Source organism: Alistipes indistinctus YIT 12060 (genome assembly GCF_025144995.1).
GTDB classification, from domain to species: Bacteria; Bacteroidota; Bacteroidia; order Bacteroidales; family Rikenellaceae; genus Alistipes_A; species Alistipes_A indistinctus.
The window spans coordinates 2,534,707-2,549,970 of record NZ_CP102250.1 but is presented as its reverse complement, the minus strand read 5'-3'; the positions used below and the strand labels follow the sequence as shown (position 1 = coordinate 2,549,970).

At 55.8% G+C, this 15,264-nt stretch carries 13 protein-coding genes and 1 pseudogene; 6 read left to right on the top strand and 8 right to left on the bottom strand.

Annotated elements, in window-relative coordinates; all coding sequences use genetic code 11:
• Positions 1 to 37 precede the first annotated feature (37 nt).
• Positions 38 to 544 (bottom strand): metallophosphoesterase family protein, encoded by a 507-nt coding sequence (locus tag NQ495_RS10465; RefSeq protein ID WP_009133205.1) that lies wholly within the window; start codon positions 542 to 544, stop codon positions 38 to 40.
• Between the two features lie 168 nt (positions 545 to 712).
• On the opposite strand from NQ495_RS10465, the gene NQ495_RS10460 reads away from it, so the two are divergent.
• The 3 genes from NQ495_RS10460 (at position 713) to NQ495_RS10450 (ending at position 3,235) form a co-directional block, all read left to right on the top strand.
• Complete coding sequence (locus NQ495_RS10460; protein WP_009133204.1) at positions 713 to 1,987, top strand: replication-associated recombination protein A; 1,275 nt, start codon at positions 713 to 715, stop codon at positions 1,985 to 1,987.
• A gap of 221 nt (positions 1,988 to 2,208) precedes the next feature.
• Entirely contained in the window at positions 2,209 to 3,036 is an 828-nt protein-coding gene (gene kdsA / locus NQ495_RS10455) for a 3-deoxy-8-phosphooctulonate synthase (RefSeq protein WP_009133203.1), read from the top strand.
• Positions 3,037 to 3,052: 16 nt separating this feature from the next.
• Positions 3,053 to 3,235: a hypothetical protein gene (locus NQ495_RS10450; protein ID WP_009133202.1), complete on the top strand. Its 183-nt coding sequence runs from the start codon at positions 3,053 to 3,055 to the stop codon at positions 3,233 to 3,235.
• Between the two features lie 169 nt (positions 3,236 to 3,404).
• Here NQ495_RS10450 and NQ495_RS10445 read toward each other — a convergent pair whose 3' ends face one another.
• The 5 genes from NQ495_RS10445 to pdxA all read right to left on the bottom strand — a co-directional run bounded on the left by NQ495_RS10445 (position 3,405) and on the right by pdxA (position 8,725).
• Entirely contained in the window at positions 3,405 to 3,779 is a 375-nt protein-coding gene (locus NQ495_RS10445; protein WP_009133201.1) for an MmcQ/YjbR family DNA-binding protein, read from the bottom strand.
• A 123-nt stretch (positions 3,780 to 3,902) separates the two neighbouring features.
• Complete coding sequence (locus NQ495_RS10440) at positions 3,903 to 4,523, bottom strand: DUF4923 family protein (protein ID WP_009133200.1); 621 nt, start codon at positions 4,521 to 4,523, stop codon at positions 3,903 to 3,905.
• Between the two features lie 361 nt (positions 4,524 to 4,884).
• Entirely contained in the window at positions 4,885 to 5,409 is a 525-nt protein-coding gene (gene infC / locus NQ495_RS10435; protein ID WP_009133199.1) for a translation initiation factor IF-3, read from the bottom strand.
• A gap of 98 nt (positions 5,410 to 5,507) precedes the next feature.
• Positions 5,508 to 7,451 carry a threonine--tRNA ligase gene (thrS, locus tag NQ495_RS10430; protein WP_009133198.1) on the bottom strand — a complete coding sequence of 648 codons (1,944 nt, stop codon included), beginning with the start codon at positions 7,449 to 7,451 and terminating at the stop codon, positions 5,508 to 5,510.
• Positions 7,452 to 7,630: 179 nt separating this feature from the next.
• Positions 7,631 to 8,725, bottom strand: a complete 1,095-nt coding sequence (gene pdxA / locus NQ495_RS10425) for a 4-hydroxythreonine-4-phosphate dehydrogenase PdxA (protein WP_009133197.1) — start codon at positions 8,723 to 8,725, stop codon at positions 7,631 to 7,633.
• Positions 8,726 to 8,934: 209 nt separating this feature from the next.
• On the opposite strand from pdxA, the gene NQ495_RS10420 reads away from it, so the two are divergent.
• The 3 genes from NQ495_RS10420 to NQ495_RS10410 all read left to right on the top strand — a co-directional run bounded on the left by NQ495_RS10420 (position 8,935) and on the right by NQ495_RS10410 (position 12,208).
• Positions 8,935 to 9,798 (top strand): GIN domain-containing protein, encoded by an 864-nt coding sequence (locus NQ495_RS10420; RefSeq protein WP_009133196.1) that lies wholly within the window; start codon positions 8,935 to 8,937, stop codon positions 9,796 to 9,798.
• A 201-nt stretch (positions 9,799 to 9,999) separates the two neighbouring features.
• Entirely contained in the window at positions 10,000 to 10,830 is an 831-nt protein-coding gene (locus NQ495_RS10415) for a GIN domain-containing protein (RefSeq protein ID WP_009133195.1), read from the top strand.
• A gap of 286 nt (positions 10,831 to 11,116) precedes the next feature.
• Positions 11,117 to 12,208, top strand: a complete 1,092-nt coding sequence (locus NQ495_RS10410; RefSeq protein ID WP_040294327.1) for an NAD(P)H-dependent flavin oxidoreductase — start codon at positions 11,117 to 11,119, stop codon at positions 12,206 to 12,208.
• A gap of 177 nt (positions 12,209 to 12,385) precedes the next feature.
• Here NQ495_RS10410 and NQ495_RS10405 read toward each other — a convergent pair.
• Both NQ495_RS10405 and NQ495_RS10400 read right to left on the bottom strand, forming a co-directional pair.
• Positions 12,386 to 12,730: pseudogene (locus NQ495_RS10405) on the bottom strand (class I SAM-dependent methyltransferase); the annotation flags it as partial.
• Positions 12,731 to 12,740: 10 nt separating this feature from the next.
• Positions 12,741 to 15,053, bottom strand: a complete 2,313-nt coding sequence (locus NQ495_RS10400; protein WP_040294132.1) for a glycoside hydrolase family 127 protein — start codon at positions 15,051 to 15,053, stop codon at positions 12,741 to 12,743.
• Between the last annotated feature and the right edge of the window lie 211 nt (positions 15,054 to 15,264).

Sequence of the window (15,264 nt, the reverse complement as noted above, 5' to 3'; positions counted from 1 at the left end):
TTTATCTTTCGGGAAGATAACGCCGCCCGCCTCCTATTTAGTATAAACCCATATTTCGCTTCCATTCCCCCACCTCGAGCTCCTCGATGCGCTCCCCGTCGACGGTAAAGCGCAGGGCGGTCCTAACCTGGTGGAAACCACTCAGCCCCGCAGCCCCCGGATTGAGGTGCAACAGGTCGAGTTTCTTGTCGTAAATCACTTTCAAAATGTGTGAATGTCCACTGATGAAAATCTTCGGCCGGAGAGCCCTCAGGCGTGTCTCTACCCCGCTTTGATAGTGTCCGGGATAGCCTCCGATATGTGTGATCAGCACCGGCACCTGCTCGCAGTCGAACTGCTGCCACTGCGGATAGACCACCCGCAGGGCTCCTCCGTCGATATTGCCGTAAACCCCGCGCAAGGGCTTGAACGCGGCAATCGCATCGGCCGTTTCGATGTTCCCGAAATCCCCGGCGTGCCAGATTTCATCGACTTCGGCCAGGAATTTGCGTAACGGGGCATCGAAAGTACCGTGTGTATCTGAAAGTAGTCCGATTCGTTTCACAGTGGTATTGCTACGGCCTGCTTCGGCCTCTCTCGCGAAAGAACAAAAACAGGGCCAAACCGGCCTTCCGGCAAACAATTTTTCATCCCGCCCGATCGTTCGGGCAAGAGAGGGAGACCGGCGGATTAACCAAAAGTTTCCTATCTTTGTAAAGGTAAATAAAATTTTATGCAGAGCAACATTCCGTTGGCAGAAAGATTACGCCCCCGCACCTTGGACGAATACATCGGGCAGGAGCACCTGGTGGGTCCGCAGGGCGTATTCCGCAAGTTCATCGAGACCGGCAACGTTCCCTCGTTCATCCTCTGGGGACCGCCGGGCGTAGGCAAAACCACGCTTGCCAAACTCGTCGCCACGGCACTCGAGCGCAAACTCTTTACCCTGTCGGCCGTCACCTCGGGCGTCAAAGAGGTGCGCGAAGTGATCGAACAGGCGCGCAAGAGCCAGTTTTTCAATACCCCTTCGCCGTTCCTGTTCATCGACGAGATCCACCGGTTCAACAAATCGCAGCAGGATTCGCTGCTCGGCGCCGTCGAACAGGGTGTCGTCACGCTGATCGGCGCGACGACGGAAAACCCGTCGTTCGAGGTGATCTCGCCGCTGCTTTCGCGTTGCCAGGTCTATGTGCTCAAAGCGATGGAGGAGGCCGACCTGCAACTGCTGCTCGAACGGGCGGTCACAACCGACCCGACCCTGCGCGAACGGGGGGTCGAGGTAGTCGAGACAGAAGCGCTGTTCCGCTTCAGCGGGGGCGACGCGCGCAAGCTGCTCAACATCCTCGACATCCTCAGCAACGCTACCGACGGAAAGATCATCATCAGCGACAAGAACGTCACCGACTGCCTGCAACAAAACATCGCGCTCTACGACAAGAACGGCGAACAGCACTACGACGTAATCTCGGCTTTCATCAAGTCGGTGCGCGGCAGCGACCCGAACGCCGCAATCTATTACCTCGCGCGGATGCTCGCCGGAGGCGAAGACCCGAAGTTCATCGCCCGGCGCCTGGTGATCCTCGCCGCCGAAGACATCGGGCTGGCCAATCCGAACGGACTGCTGCTGGCGAACGCCTGCTTCGACACCGTACACAAAATCGGCATGCCCGAGGCGCGCATTCCGCTGGCCGAAGCGACGATCTACCTGGCGACGAGTCCCAAAAGCAATTCGGCCTATATGGCGATCAACGCGGCGCTCGGAATGGTCAACCACGATACCACCGACCGTCCCGTACCGCTGCACATCCGCAATGCGCCGACCAAACTGATGAAAAACCTCGGATACGGCGACAACTACAAGTATGCACACGATTTCGAAGGGAATTTCGCCGAACAGGAGTTCATGCCCGAAGGACTCGTCGGGCATCGCTTTTACCAACCGGCCGACAACCCGAAGGAGCGTGAACTGGCCCAACGGATCACAACATTATGGAAAGGAAAATACTAACGCCCATTCCGGCAGTCCGGTCGTGTCCGTCTTCACCGCCGGGCCCGGCGAATAGCCTGCGATCCGATAAAAACGAAAGCCTTACAAACGGAAATTCCCGGCTAAAACAAAATTTCCCGCCACGAACCGACCTATAACGACAAACGCAGTCCGGTTTTATCCCCTGATCTGCAATCGAACCATACACCCGACCCGACTTTAAACCCTTAATCCGAAATACGATGAACCCGATCCTGAACCATATTCCCAACCTGAAGCATCTTGGCAGCGGGATGTTCTTCGTGATGGCCGGCCCCTGCGTGGTCGAAAACGAAGAGGTGATGATGCGCGTGGCCGAAAAGGCCTGTGCCGTGACCGACGCACTGAAGATCCCCTACATCTTCAAAGCTTCGTACCGCAAAGCGAACCGCTCGCGCCTCGACTCGTTCTGCGGCATCGGCGACGAGAAAGCGCTGAAACTGCTGGACAAAGTGCGCCGCGAATTCGGCGTACCGACCGTAACCGACATCCACAACCCGGAAGAGGCGGCGATAGCGGCGCAGTACGCCGACGTACTGCAAATCCCGGCATTCCTCTGCCGCCAGACCGACCTGTTGGTAGCCGCCGCGAAGACGGGGAAGGTGGTCAACATCAAGAAAGGACAGTTCCTTGCCCCCGAAGCGATGGCTTTTGCGGCCGGCAAAGTGCACGACGCAGGCAACCCGAACATCCTGCTTACCGATCGCGGCACGACTTTCGGTTACCACGACCTGATCGTCGATATGCGCAGCATCCCCACGATGCAGGCGCTCGGGTACCCGGTGGTGATGGACATCACCCACTCGCTGCAGCAACCCAACACGACCAGCGGAGTCACCGGGGGACTGCCCTCGATGATCGAAACGATCGCACGTGCATCGGTGGCCGTAGGTACCGACGGACTCTTTATCGAGACGCATCCGAACCCGGCCGAAGCGAAAAGCGACGGTGCGAACATGCTGCCGCTCGACCGCTTCGAAGGATTGCTTACGCGCCTTTGCCGCATCCGTGAGACGATCAACGCATTCTAACGTTCACCTGCAAGTTATGGGTTGCAAAAAATGCGGAGGCTGCACAGACGGAACCGGTTGCAAAAAAGGCAGGGAACGTTTAGCCAAATTGCAGACCAAAGCGGAAAATAAGCTACTCAGCGACACGGAAAAACGCGAGGAAAAAGAAAAAAAGAGGAAAACGAAGAAGGTAAAAAAGAAAGAGAAGAAAAACAAATAGAAAAACGACAACGAACCGGCCCACAGGAATATGCTCCCGACGGACCGGACACCAATACAAAAAGGCATCCTTCCAGCGAAAGGTGCCTTTTTCCATATAAACCACGTATACATCACGGCTCGATCCACTTCAACAAAGGATAATCCGTTTCCCACGCAACGGCAACCGGCTAAAGCGAATCCAGCTCTTCTCGCTCTTTTTTCGTCAGGCTGCCGGCCACAAGGTCATACGAAGCCTTCACCAATTCGCGGATCAGGCTGTCCGGGACATCCTGCTCGAAATAGACGCTGATCCAATATTTTTTGTTCATGTGCCAACCGGGACGGATCCCCATGTAGCGAGCCTGCAACTCTCCCGACCGGTCGGGGTCGCATTTGATACAGCAAAAATCGAAAACCGCGACATTCACGAAACAAAACCATTTGTCCCCGACATAAAAACAGAGCACATCCCGGCTATACCGATCGGCAACATTCGGAAACGGCATTTTCTCACGAACACCCCTGAACGAAAGGCAATATTCCCTGAACTCTTCAACATTCATACGAACAACTCCGTTAAAACCGCCCTATATGCGACGAAATCTCCCCGACGAACCGCACCCGAAATACCTTGCAAAACGGGTCCGGACCGGCCGGAATAAAATCTTACAGCGAAATAACCCGCTTTATTTGGCAAACTCGAAGCCGAGATAGAGGTTGTCGATTTTCGATGCGAGGCTGTTCACCGTCGCCAGCGAAGAGTTCAGAGAAGCGGCCTTCTCCCCGACCTGCTGTACGAGCGAAAGCGCTTTAGCGGCCGAAAAGAGCAACTGCAGGTCCGTCCCGTTCAGGTAGGCGAAACCGTGCATCGCACCGAATTTGCGAAGCTCACCGCTTCCCGAAAAAGTGAGCGTGATGCCGTGCGTCGCCGATTCGAACGCATAAGTACCTTTGAGGGTGCGCGAACCGATTACCAGCGAAAACGTGCTGTCCTTGCTGAAGGTCACCGAACAGGAACCGCTTTTAATCCCCGCCTTCTCATAGATACCGGCCAATTTGGACTGTAACGACGCGGTCGTCGCAGATGCGGCCAAGTCGGCCACGGCATTGTCGCTCTCGAGTTTTACCCCCGGCTGCATATAGTTCCACGTAGCAACCAGTGCCAATTGTGTCAGCGCCCCGCCCGTTGCTTTATCCGCAACATTCGAAGCCACGCTTTTCAAGGCGCTCTGCCAATCCTGCGCCCGGACAGGAACGCAAAGCACAGCCAGCACGGCCGCCGCGCACCATATTCTTTTCCGATTCATCGTTTTCCTAAATTTACATACTTTGAGTCCGTGAAACACGACCGGTGCAGCTCAGTAAACAAACCGGTAATCGCAAAAAGCCGTAGCGTAAAGATGAACAAGATTCCGGTAAAATCCAAATCCGGGCCGCCCGGACACATGCCCCGTTACCCGGATACACAAACGCCCACCTCGTTTCGGAGGTGGGCATCTTTTATCGTATACCGGTCCGTCGCTACCCCGATGCTCCGAAAGCATCCGGATTCCCGACGCAGCACCGGATGTCCGCATCCCTACGACAATTCACTGCACCGGGATACTCCTGGTGGACATCGAAGACATTACGGTTTTCAAGCGCTCCGCCGCAGACAACGGCACAGAACTATTTTTTCGGTTTCGGCGCGAGGATCATGATCATCCGCTTGCCCTCCAGCTTGGGCATCTGCTCCACCTTACCCCACTCTTCGAGGTCGGTGGCAAAACGCAGCAGCAGGATTTCTCCCTGATCCTTGAAAACGATCTGGCGGCCGCGGAAAAAGACATAAGCTTTCACCTTATCCCCGTCCTTGAGGAAATTCTCGGCATGCTTCAGCTTGAAATTGTAATCGTGGTCATCGGTATTGGGGCCGAAACGAATCTCTTTGATCACAACCTTCACAGCTTTGGCTTTCAGCTCCTTGGCTTTTTTCTTCTGTTGGTAAAGGAACTTCGAATAGTCGACGATCCGGCAAACGGGGGGATCGGCCTTCGGTGAAATTTCAACCAAATCAAGCCCCTGCTCATCGGCCATCGCCAATGCCTCCTTCAGCGATACGACGGTCGGCACCTGAATGTTGTCGCCGACGACACGCACCTGCTGGGCGGTAATCAAATTATTGATCTTGTGTGCTGCCTCTTTTTCCGGCATCCTGCCGCGGAAACCAGGCCTTGACTGTGGTTTTCTTACTGGAATAGCTATAGCTTTGTCCTCCTTGATTAATTAAACACTAAACACGCTGAAACTTTCTATTTGTTCAAGGCTTCCACCTCTTTTTTCACGCTTTCGGTCACCAGTGCGGCGAACTCCTGCTGGCTCATCGAACCCTTGTCGCCCTCGCCCTGTACGCGTACGGAGACCTGCCCCTCCTGCTGTTCCTTTTCTCCGACAATCAGCAGGAACGGGATCCTTTTGAGTTCGTTGTCGCGTATCTTACGGCCAATCTTCTCATTACGGTCGTCCACCTGAGCGCGAATATCGCAATTATTTAGAAAATCCGAAACATTTTGCGCATATTCGTTGAATTTTTCGCTGATCGGCAGCACGACCACCTGTTCGGGCGACAACCACAGCGGGAATTTACCGCCGGTATGCTCCAAAAGCACGGCTACGAACCGCTCCATCGAGCCGAACGGCGCACGGTGGATCATGATCGGGCGGTGCTGTTTGTCATCCGAGCCTTTGTAGGTCAGGTCGAAACGCTCCGGCAGGTTGTAGTCCACCTGGATCGTACCGAGCTGCCACTTGCGGCCGATGGCGTCCTTGACCATAAAATCAAGTTTCGGGCCATAAAAGGCAGCTTCGCCCAGTTCGACCACCGTCGGAAGCCCTTTTTCCGCCGCCGCCTCGATGATCGCGGACTCGGCCTTGTGCCAGTTTTCGTCCGAACCGATGTACTTCTCCTTGTTGTTCGGGTCGCGCAGCGAAATCTGCGCGGTGAACTGGTCGAAGCTCAGCGTCTTGAAGATATAGAGCACAATGTCGATCACCTTCATGAATTCATCCTTGAGCTGGTCGGGACGGCAGAAGATGTGCGCATCGTCCTGCGTGAAGCCCCTCACGCGCGTCAGCCCGTGCAGCTCGCCGCTCTGCTCGTAACGATACACCGTGCCGAATTCTGCGAAACGCAGCGGCAGGTCCTTGTACGAGCGCGGCTTCCAACGGTAAATCTCGCAGTGGTGCGGACAGTTCATCGGCTTGAGCAGGAACTCCTCGCTGTCGTCCGGCGTATGGATCGGCTGGAACGAATCCTTGCCGTACTTGGCATAGTGGCCCGAAGTGACGTATAGGTCCTTCATCCCGATATGCGGCGTGATGACCTGCTGGTAACCGTACTGCTTCTGCACATTGCGCAGGAAGTGCTCCAGCCTGTCGCGCAGCGCAGCGCCTTTGGGCAGCCACAGCGGCAGTCCGGCCCCGACCCGCGGCGAGAAACAAAACAGCTCGAGCTCCTTGCCCAGTTTGCGGTGGTCGCGTTTCTTGGCCTCCTCCAGCATCGCCAGGTACTCGTCGAGCATCGACTTTTTCGGGAAGGTGATGCCGTAGATACGGGTCAGCATCTTGTTGTGCTCGTCGCCGCGCCAATAGGCGCCGGCGATCGAGGTCAGCTTGATCGCCTTGATGAAGCCCGTGTGAGGCAGGTGCGGCCCGCGGCACAGGTCGGTAAAATTACCGTTCGTGTAGAAGCTGATCGTACCGTCCTCGAGGGCGCTGATCAGTTCCACTTTATATTCGTCGCCCTTTTTCGTGTAAGTGTCGAGTGCCTCGGCCTTCGACACTTCGCGGCGGGTAATGGTCTCCTTACTCCGGGCGAGCTCCTCCATTTTCTTCTCGATCTTGGGCAGGTCCGCCTCGGTAATGGGCACCGGAGAATCGACGTCGTAATAGAACCCGTTCTCGATGCTGGGGCCGATGCCGAACTTGATGCCCGGATAGAGCGCCTCGAGCGCCTCGGCCAACAGGTGCGACGACGAATGCCAGAAGGCATGCTTGCCTTCGTCGTCATCCCATTTGTGCAGTTTAATCTGAGCATCTGCCGTGATCGGCATGTTCAGGTCGCTTACCTTGCCGTTCACCGTTGCGGCCAATACCTCCTGTGCCAGGCGGGGGCTGATGCTCTCGGCTATCTGCATAGCCGTCGTTCCTTCGGCGTACTCACGAATGCCGCCGTCAGGGAAAGTTACTTTAATCATCTGTTTTTATTTTATCGGTTTTGCTCGCGGGTTTCCACGTTACGAGATGGAACCCCCGCCAGACTTTTATTGATTTTTCGCATACTGTAACCCGGATGCCGGGGCAAGCGTCCCGTACTTCCGGCCCTCCCGGTTTGAGTCCGATGCCCGGTATTTACCGTTACATCCGGCCCAATGTCCTAATCGGCCGCCTCGGTCTGGGGCAGGTCGGCCACCGACACGTCGGCACCTCCCTCACGCTTGAACTTCTGCAGCGGATCGGCCGAAATCTCTTCATACACCTTCCGGCTGCGCAGGACGTCTATCGCCATGTAGATCGCATTGCGCATCGCCTGCTCGTCGGCTTTGTCCTGCCCGGCGATATCGAAACCCACCCCGTGCGCGGGGCTCGTCCGGACGACGGGCAGCCCGGCCGTAAAGTTCACGCCGTCGGGCGACAGCGCCTTGAACGGGGCCAGCCCCTGGTCGTGATACATCGCCAGCACGGCATCGTACCTGGCATATCCTCCCGAAGCGAAAAAGCCGTCGGCAGGAAATGGTCCGAATGCCAGGATACCTTCCGAAAATGCGGTGCGGATCGCAGGCGTGATGATCTCCCGCTCTTCGGTTCCGATCACTCCGCCATCACCCGCATGGGGATTGAGGGCGAGCACCGCGATCCGGGGTTCGCGCACCGAAAAGTCTCGGATCAGGCTACTGCGCAGGCCGCGCAGCGAGGCCAGTATCTTCTCCTCGGTCACCGAACGACTCACCTCTTCGAGCGGGATATGGATCGTTACCAATCCCACTTTCAGCAGGTCGCTGCACATCATCATCAACGGCTCGCCGCCGAACTGTGCGGCGAAGAATTCGGTGTGACCCGTAAAATCGAATCCGGCCTCATGCACATTTTCCTTGCTGATCGGCGCGGTCACCACCACATCGATCGCCCCCGCCTTCAAATCGGCGGCGGCGGCCTTCAGCGCGGCGATCGAGGCCTTCCCCGCTTCGGCGGTCAGTTGTCCCGGCTCGATGCGCAACTCGCCCGGTGTGCAGTCGATCAGGTTAACCCGTCTGGGATTAGCCTCCGACGCTTTCCCAATAATATTGAAGTTGAAATTCTCGGCATCCTCCACCTGGCGCCGGTAAAATCCGGCGGCTTTCGCCGAACCGTAAACCACCGGCGTGCACAACTCGCACATCCTCGGATCGAGCAGTGATTTGATAATCACCTCATAACCTATCCCATTGATGTCGCCTTGGGTAATACCGACTTTTATTTTGGCTTCACTCATCTGACTTTCGCTTTGATACCATCTTACAAAGATAATAAACTTCCGGGAAATCGCTCCGCCATGCCCTTGAATATATTACAAAACTGTTCCGGCGGAACGGGAGGAAACCGTTCGTTTTTTCAAAAAACAACTATTATGTATTGCATAGTATTTTAAATTTACATACATTTACCGTACAAACACTTAAAATTACCATTACGAATACCGCTATGAAAAAATTTCTGTTAAGCGTGCTCCTCGCTGCAGGCTGCGTGGCCCTGCATGCGGAGACCCCGATGGTCCGCCAAACCCGGTTCGAAGGCCGCAACATCACCGGTGTCGTAGCCGGCAGTTCATTCAATGTCGAGGTTTACCAGTCCGACACGACGCGGGCAATCGTCGAGATTCCCGCCGAATTGCAGGAATTCCTGATCTTCCAGATAGACGGCCAGGGTGTGGTTACCCTCGGCTTGGATTATTCATGGAAAAAAAAGAACAACGTATTGAACGAAATCATGCGCAGCCTCCGAAGTAATGGCGCACAAATGAAGGCCAAAATCTACATCACGGGCCTCCGCGTCCTCAAAGCCTCGTCGAGTGCCCGCATCCGCCCGATGACGCCGCTCACCGGCAATTCGGCGGAGCTCGGCATCAGCAGCAGCGGACGCATCGAAAACCTGAAGCTCAACGCCACCGGCCGGGTCCGGCTCGCCCTCAGCAGCAGCGGACGACTTACGAACGCCGAGATAGCAGCCCAAGATCTCGACTGTACGCTGAGCAGCAGCTCATCCGCCTCGCTCACACACCACGGCAAGAGCGCCACTTTCGGCCAGAGCAGCAGTTCGCGGATCGACATCAGCGGAGAAGTGGGCAGCGCGAACATCATCACCAGCAGTTCAGCGTCTTTCCGCGGCGCCGGGTACAACATCGGCAGCGCGACGCTGGGCAGCTCCTCTTCGTCGCGGATTACCGTAGGTGTCGTTCAGGATCTCAAAGCCACCGCAAGCAGCTCTTCGGCCATCTACTACAAAGGCGACCCGAAAACGCGGCAGGTATCGACCTCCTCTTCGGCAAAGATTCGCAAAGAAGAATAAATTTATCGCTGCAAATGCTCAGGGAACAACGAACCGGACAGTGCAGCCCAACCGGGAATACCTCGAAAGCCTCCGCCGTGGGCCGGTAAACGGATCCGCCGTGACACGATCCGGCAGCGGCATAGCTTTTGAAAGGAAATTTTGCATACATTTGAAGTGAAAACTACAAGTACCGAATTAAACGTCAAACCAGAGCATCTCATGAAAAAGACATTATTCTTCCCGCTGCTCACCGCCGCACTTTTCAGCACGGCCGCAGCTTCCGCACAGACACAGATGACACGCCAGACCCGTTTCGAAGGACAGAACATAACCGGCATCGCCGCCGGCAATAATTTCGATGTCGAAATCTACCAGTCGGACAAGACTTCGGCCAGTATCGAAATTCCCGCTGAACTCGAAAAAAAGCTGATCTTCAATATCGACGGCAATGGCGTGGTTACGCTGGGACTCACCGGTAACTTCCTGTCGAAAAAACAGGACGACCTGAAAGCGAAAATCTACCTTAAAAACCTGAAAAGCCTGAAGGCCTCTTCCAATGCGGAGATCAAGGCGATGACCCCGTTTACGGCGGCTTCGGTCGTAATAGACCTCTCTAGCAGCGGCAAGATCGACGACCTCGAACTGACGGCCAGCGAACGGGTAGTCATCGATGCCAAAAGCAGCGGCGAAATCGATGCAACGATCACCACGCCCCTGCTGCGTGCAGACCTGACCAGCAGCGCCGACGGGGAGATCGTCCACAACGGCGCGCAGGGCGTGTTCAACCTTGGCAGCAGTGCCGAACTGACCATCAGCGGCAAAGTCGGCGAGGTTACCGTAACCACCAGCAGCGCGAGCGGTTTCCACGGCGAGAATTACACTATCGACAAAGCGACGCTCAAAGCCTCTTCCACCTCGAGAATTACGGTGGGCGACGTCCAGACCCTCTCGGCCCAAGCCTCCAGCGCAGCGGGTATCCGCTACAAAGGCGATCCGAAAATCACCTCGCTGGATACCTCTTCGGCGGGAAGCATTAAAAAGCTCGATTAACCGTAAAAAAAACCGGGCTGCAAAACTCGCAAAACATCTGTAACCAAATAAAAACCAGGACAGTAATTACGATGTCCCGGTTTTTTTTCATTTTAGGCGTTGTAGAATCGTAAAAAAACGGATTGCGCATCCATATTATCGCTCTATATTTGTATGTTATTTATTCGACATGAAACTGCCGACACGCCCGGAAACGTTCGCTTGCCACCCTGCGGAGGTGGCGGGGGACGGTTTTTTCCCTGTACATGAACCGCATATTTCCGCAAATGAATACCCGCACAACCAAATGAAAAGCATTCAAATAGGCGATCTGAAAATCACGCTCCCGATCATCCAGGGGGGCATGGGCGTGGGCATCTCGCTCTCGGGCCTCGCCTCGGCCGTCGCCAACGAAGGCGGCGTAGGCGTAATTTCCTGCGCCGGCATCGGACTGATCTATCCCAAATTTTCGAACGACTACCGCACCAACTCGATCATGGGCCTGCGCGAGGAGATCCGCAAGGCCCGAGCCAAGACCAGCGGCGTAATCGGCGTCAACATCATGGTGGCGCTAAGCAACTTCGCCGACATGGTACGCACAGCCATAGAGGAAAAAGCCGACATCATCTTCTCCGGCGCAGGACTGCCGCTCGACCTGCCCTCGTACCTCGGGGAGAAAAGCTTGACCAAGCTCGTGCCGATCGTCTCGTCGGCGCGCGCCGCACATATCATCTGCGAGAAGTGGAAAACCAACTACAACTACCTGCCCGACGCGATCGTCGTCGAAGGGCCGAAAGCCGGGGGACACCTCGGATATAAAAATACCCAGATCGAAGACGACAATTTCTCGCTCGAGCGCCTGATCCCGGAGGTGGTGGCCACTGCGGACCGTTTTGCCGCACAGCACGCCCACCCGATACCGGTGATTGCGGCGGGAGGACTCTATACCGGCGAGGATATCTACCGCATCATGTCGCTCGGCGCCGCCGGGGTACAGATGGGTAGCATCTTCGTCACCACCACCGAATGCGATGCTTCGGAGACGTTCAAAAAAACCTATATCGAATCGAGCAAAGAGGATATCGAGATCATCGCGAGTCCCGTGGGCATGCCGGGCCGGGCGATCGGCGGCGAATTCCTGAGGAAAGTCAAGGCCGGCCTTACGCGTCCCAAACGCTGTCCGTTCCACTGCATCAAAACCTGCGACTACACCAAAAGCCCCTATTGCATCATCCTCGCGCTGTACAACGCAGCCAAAGGCAACCTCTCACGAGGCTATGCTTTCGCAGGGGCCAACGCTTACCTTTCCAAGAAAATCACCAGCGTGAAAGAGACGATCGAATCGCTCAAAGCCGGATTCCAGGCGGCAGCAGGTCGTAACACCCCGGCGCATCAATAGGGTCGAACTCCAGCAATCGCATTGAATTCACATCAGAGCCGGCCCGGGGCGCCGCGGACAGCAACGCCATTTCCGTCAGGAAACCACTCCGGAAGCAGGTGATAAACATGCGAACGGGCCCTGTTCCCGGTAAAAAACAATCCCGCAGTTCCCCTTCCGGGGCGTTGCGGGATTTAATTATTGTAAGGCTAAAACGTATATCTGTTTCTCCGAACTTTCGTTAAACACCTCTTCTTCAAAACTTCCAAACTTGTGGACGATCTCAAATCCAGCCCACTGCAGATATGAATCCGATTCTTGAGGAAAGAACAACCTCATATCCATATTCTGGACGGAATGGAATTCACCGTTTATCCAATAATGCCATTTGATGCGGTTGATTTGGGTCGCCTTTTCATAACGCATCGTTTGCTTTATCAAGACCTTCCTTTCATCGCAGGTCGTATATTCAGCTGTCAGCCTTTGTCCGTTTTCACTTTCAGCAAGGTATTGAATATCCGGATTAAAGCAATCTAACAGAAATTAATATTCATCAGGGTACAAAATCAATCCGGACTTCGGCCATACCGACACTATGCCCGGAACGTGGCTCGATCTGCATCCGCAGCCCCTCGCAGACCAACTCCCCGGCGGGACGCACGTCGTTAAACTGGTCGACCTCCAGGCCATAGAGGTCAGTCACATAACGAGGAAAAGGCAACCACCGCCCGTCGAGCAGATATTCCAGGCTCCAGCTGTCGGGCAACAAAGTCGTCGTCCGGGCATCGCTGATCCAATAGACAGACAGACCGGCCAAAGAACGGGGACGGGTAAAGAGGAACTCGACCTGCTGGAACTGTCCCTCACACCCCCGGCTAGTCCAACAGGGATAACCCTGGTGGTGGGAACGCTCGGGGGTCATACCGTCGAAAATAGCATCCCGGAAGGGCTGGTCGTCGTTACAGGTGAAACGAACCTCCTTTAACCAAACCTTGTTCTTCTCGGTGCGGGGCAGGGACTCCTGAGCCAACGCCCCGGTACGGGGCAACCAAACGGCCATGGAGAGATCGCCCCGGTTATCCCAAGCATAATAAGGGATCAGCCGCAAAGGCAAGCGGACCGTCGTGTCAAGGCGGGAAGCCGTGAGGTCGACGGCGGGAAGCCCTTTCAATAAACCCTCCTCGATGAGGCTCCGTCGCAAAGCCGGAAGTTCGGACAGATAATAACGCTGCACCAAACCGTTATCGGGCTCCTCGGCGCAATAGACCAACGGACCGCAGACCACGGCCACGCGATCGACATCCGCCTTGACTTCCGGACGGGCCTGCACATAACGGGGCTGCATCGGCAACGACAGTTCCACCCGGTCGCCGGGCCGCCAACGGCGGTCGATCACGGCAAAGCCCTCTTCCAAGGGAACATCAACCGGTTTACCGTTGACCTTGACGGTCCAGCGCCCGGACGCAGCATCGGCATAGGTATAAAGGCCGCCAGGCAAAAACTCGCCGCCGCGAGCCCAGGTGGGGATACGCAAACGCAAGGCGAAAGTCATCGGGTTCGCAGGGGTCAATACGATTGTAGACTCGCCAGAGAATGGATAGTCCGAGGTCTGCTCCACGGCTACCGTCCCATCTGCCAACGGAACTTCGGTCGAACTGCTCCCGTACAAGGTCAAATAAATATCACGTCCGGTATGGTAATACATCAAGCCGGGAACCTGCATCAGCAGGCGGGCGATGTTTGGCGGGCAGCAAGCGCAACCGAACCAGGAGGAACGCCCTTTCTGTCCGAGGTTAAAAGGCTGCAATCCGTCCGCCTCCAACGGATTGACATAAAAGAATCGATCCCCGGCCAAGTTGATCCCCGCCAAAGCACCGTTGAACAAAGCACATTCGAGCACGTCGAAATAGCGTCCATCATGCCGGGAACGGAACATGCGGTCATTGAACAGCACATTGGCGACCGACGCACAAGTCTCGTTATAAGAATTTTTGTTAGGCAGGCTGTAAGGCGGACCGAAACCCTCCAACCCACGGACGGCTCCAAGGCCGCCGGTCAGAGCGATGCGCGTGCGAACCAGGTTCTCCCAGATCGAATCCAACGGTACGCGGTAATGCTGCGTCCCGCACAAAGCGTCCACGTCGGCCATCCCCGAATAGATATAGGCGGCGCAAACGGCATGGCCCACCGGCTCGTACTGCTCCCGCAAGGGGATATGTTCCTGGCTCTTGCTCAAATCGCCAGTGAAATGGGCGGGAGGATCGGTTCCGCGGATCGCGACGAAACGCTGCGCCATCCGCAAATAAAGCGAATCGCGGGTCTGCCCGAATAATTTACACAAGGCGAGTTCGATCTCGGGATGGCCCGAAATATGGTTGATGGGCCGACCGCCGTTATAATTCGGATCTCCCTCGAAAAAAGCGCGGTTGACGTGACGCGCATGTTTTTCGGCTACAGCCAACAGACGATCCTTTCCTGTCGCTCGGCTGTAAGCTACCGCCGCCTCGTAGAGATGCCCCATGTTATAAAGCTCGTGGCTGGAGATGAGACGTTCGTAGGGACGGCTGCCCATCTCGGCGGTATCGGGAATCCCGCAAACATGCGCCTCGTACATATAGCCGTCGGACCGCTGAGCCCCGGCGATCCAGCCGATAATCGAATCCATCCGGGCTTCCAGAAGCGGATCGGGGGTGACCTGTAAGGAATAAGCCGCGGCTTCCATCACTTTATAGAGGTCGGAAACCAGAAAAAGGCTGCGAACGGGCATCCGGTCGGGCACGCCGGAGAGGAAATGGGCGGTGCGGCGCAGATTTTCGACCGCCGGTTCGGTTTTCACCAGACAATGGGGTAAGGTAACCCGATCCATCCGTTCACGCCAGGGCGCCCAAAGGCGGTCCCGGACCGTTACCTGACCGAACGGGACGGCCGTTAAATCAGCAGGCAAAGGGGATGATTCAGGCGCTCCCCAAAGCGTAGGGCAAATCATCGAAAGAGACAGAAGCCACGATATCATTTTCATCGACAAGCAGCGTTAATAATCCGGCGGCCCGCCGGGCCGCACACAAATTAATAATAAA

Excerpts from the sequence above, each read along its gene's own strand:
- NQ495_RS10400 (WP_040294132.1), bottom strand. The coding sequence starts at position 15,053 with ATGGATCGGGTTACCTTACCCCATTGTCTGGTGAAAACCGAACCGGCG.
- thrS (WP_009133198.1), bottom strand. The coding sequence starts at position 7,451 with ATGATTAAAGTAACTTTCCCTGACGGCGGCATTCGTGAGTACGCCGAA.
- pdxA (WP_009133197.1), bottom strand. The coding sequence starts at position 8,725 with ATGAGTGAAGCCAAAATAAAAGTCGGTATTACCCAAGGCGACATCAAT.
- NQ495_RS10410 (WP_040294327.1), top strand. The coding sequence starts at position 11,117 with ATGAAAAGCATTCAAATAGGCGATCTGAAAATCACGCTCCCGATCATC.
- NQ495_RS10420 (WP_009133196.1), top strand. The coding sequence starts at position 8,935 with ATGAAAAAATTTCTGTTAAGCGTGCTCCTCGCTGCAGGCTGCGTGGCC.
- NQ495_RS10440 (WP_009133200.1), bottom strand. The coding sequence starts at position 4,523 with ATGAATCGGAAAAGAATATGGTGCGCGGCGGCCGTGCTGGCTGTGCTT.
- kdsA (WP_009133203.1), top strand. The coding sequence starts at position 2,209 with ATGAACCCGATCCTGAACCATATTCCCAACCTGAAGCATCTTGGCAGC.
- NQ495_RS10450 (WP_009133202.1), top strand. The coding sequence starts at position 3,053 with ATGGGTTGCAAAAAATGCGGAGGCTGCACAGACGGAACCGGTTGCAAA.
- NQ495_RS10460 (WP_009133204.1), top strand. The coding sequence starts at position 713 with ATGCAGAGCAACATTCCGTTGGCAGAAAGATTACGCCCCCGCACCTTG.
- NQ495_RS10415 (WP_009133195.1), top strand. The coding sequence starts at position 10,000 with ATGAAAAAGACATTATTCTTCCCGCTGCTCACCGCCGCACTTTTCAGC.
- NQ495_RS10445 (WP_009133201.1), bottom strand. The coding sequence starts at position 3,779 with ATGAATGTTGAAGAGTTCAGGGAATATTGCCTTTCGTTCAGGGGTGTT.
- infC (WP_009133199.1), bottom strand. The coding sequence starts at position 5,409 with ATGCCGGAAAAAGAGGCAGCACACAAGATCAATAATTTGATTACCGCC.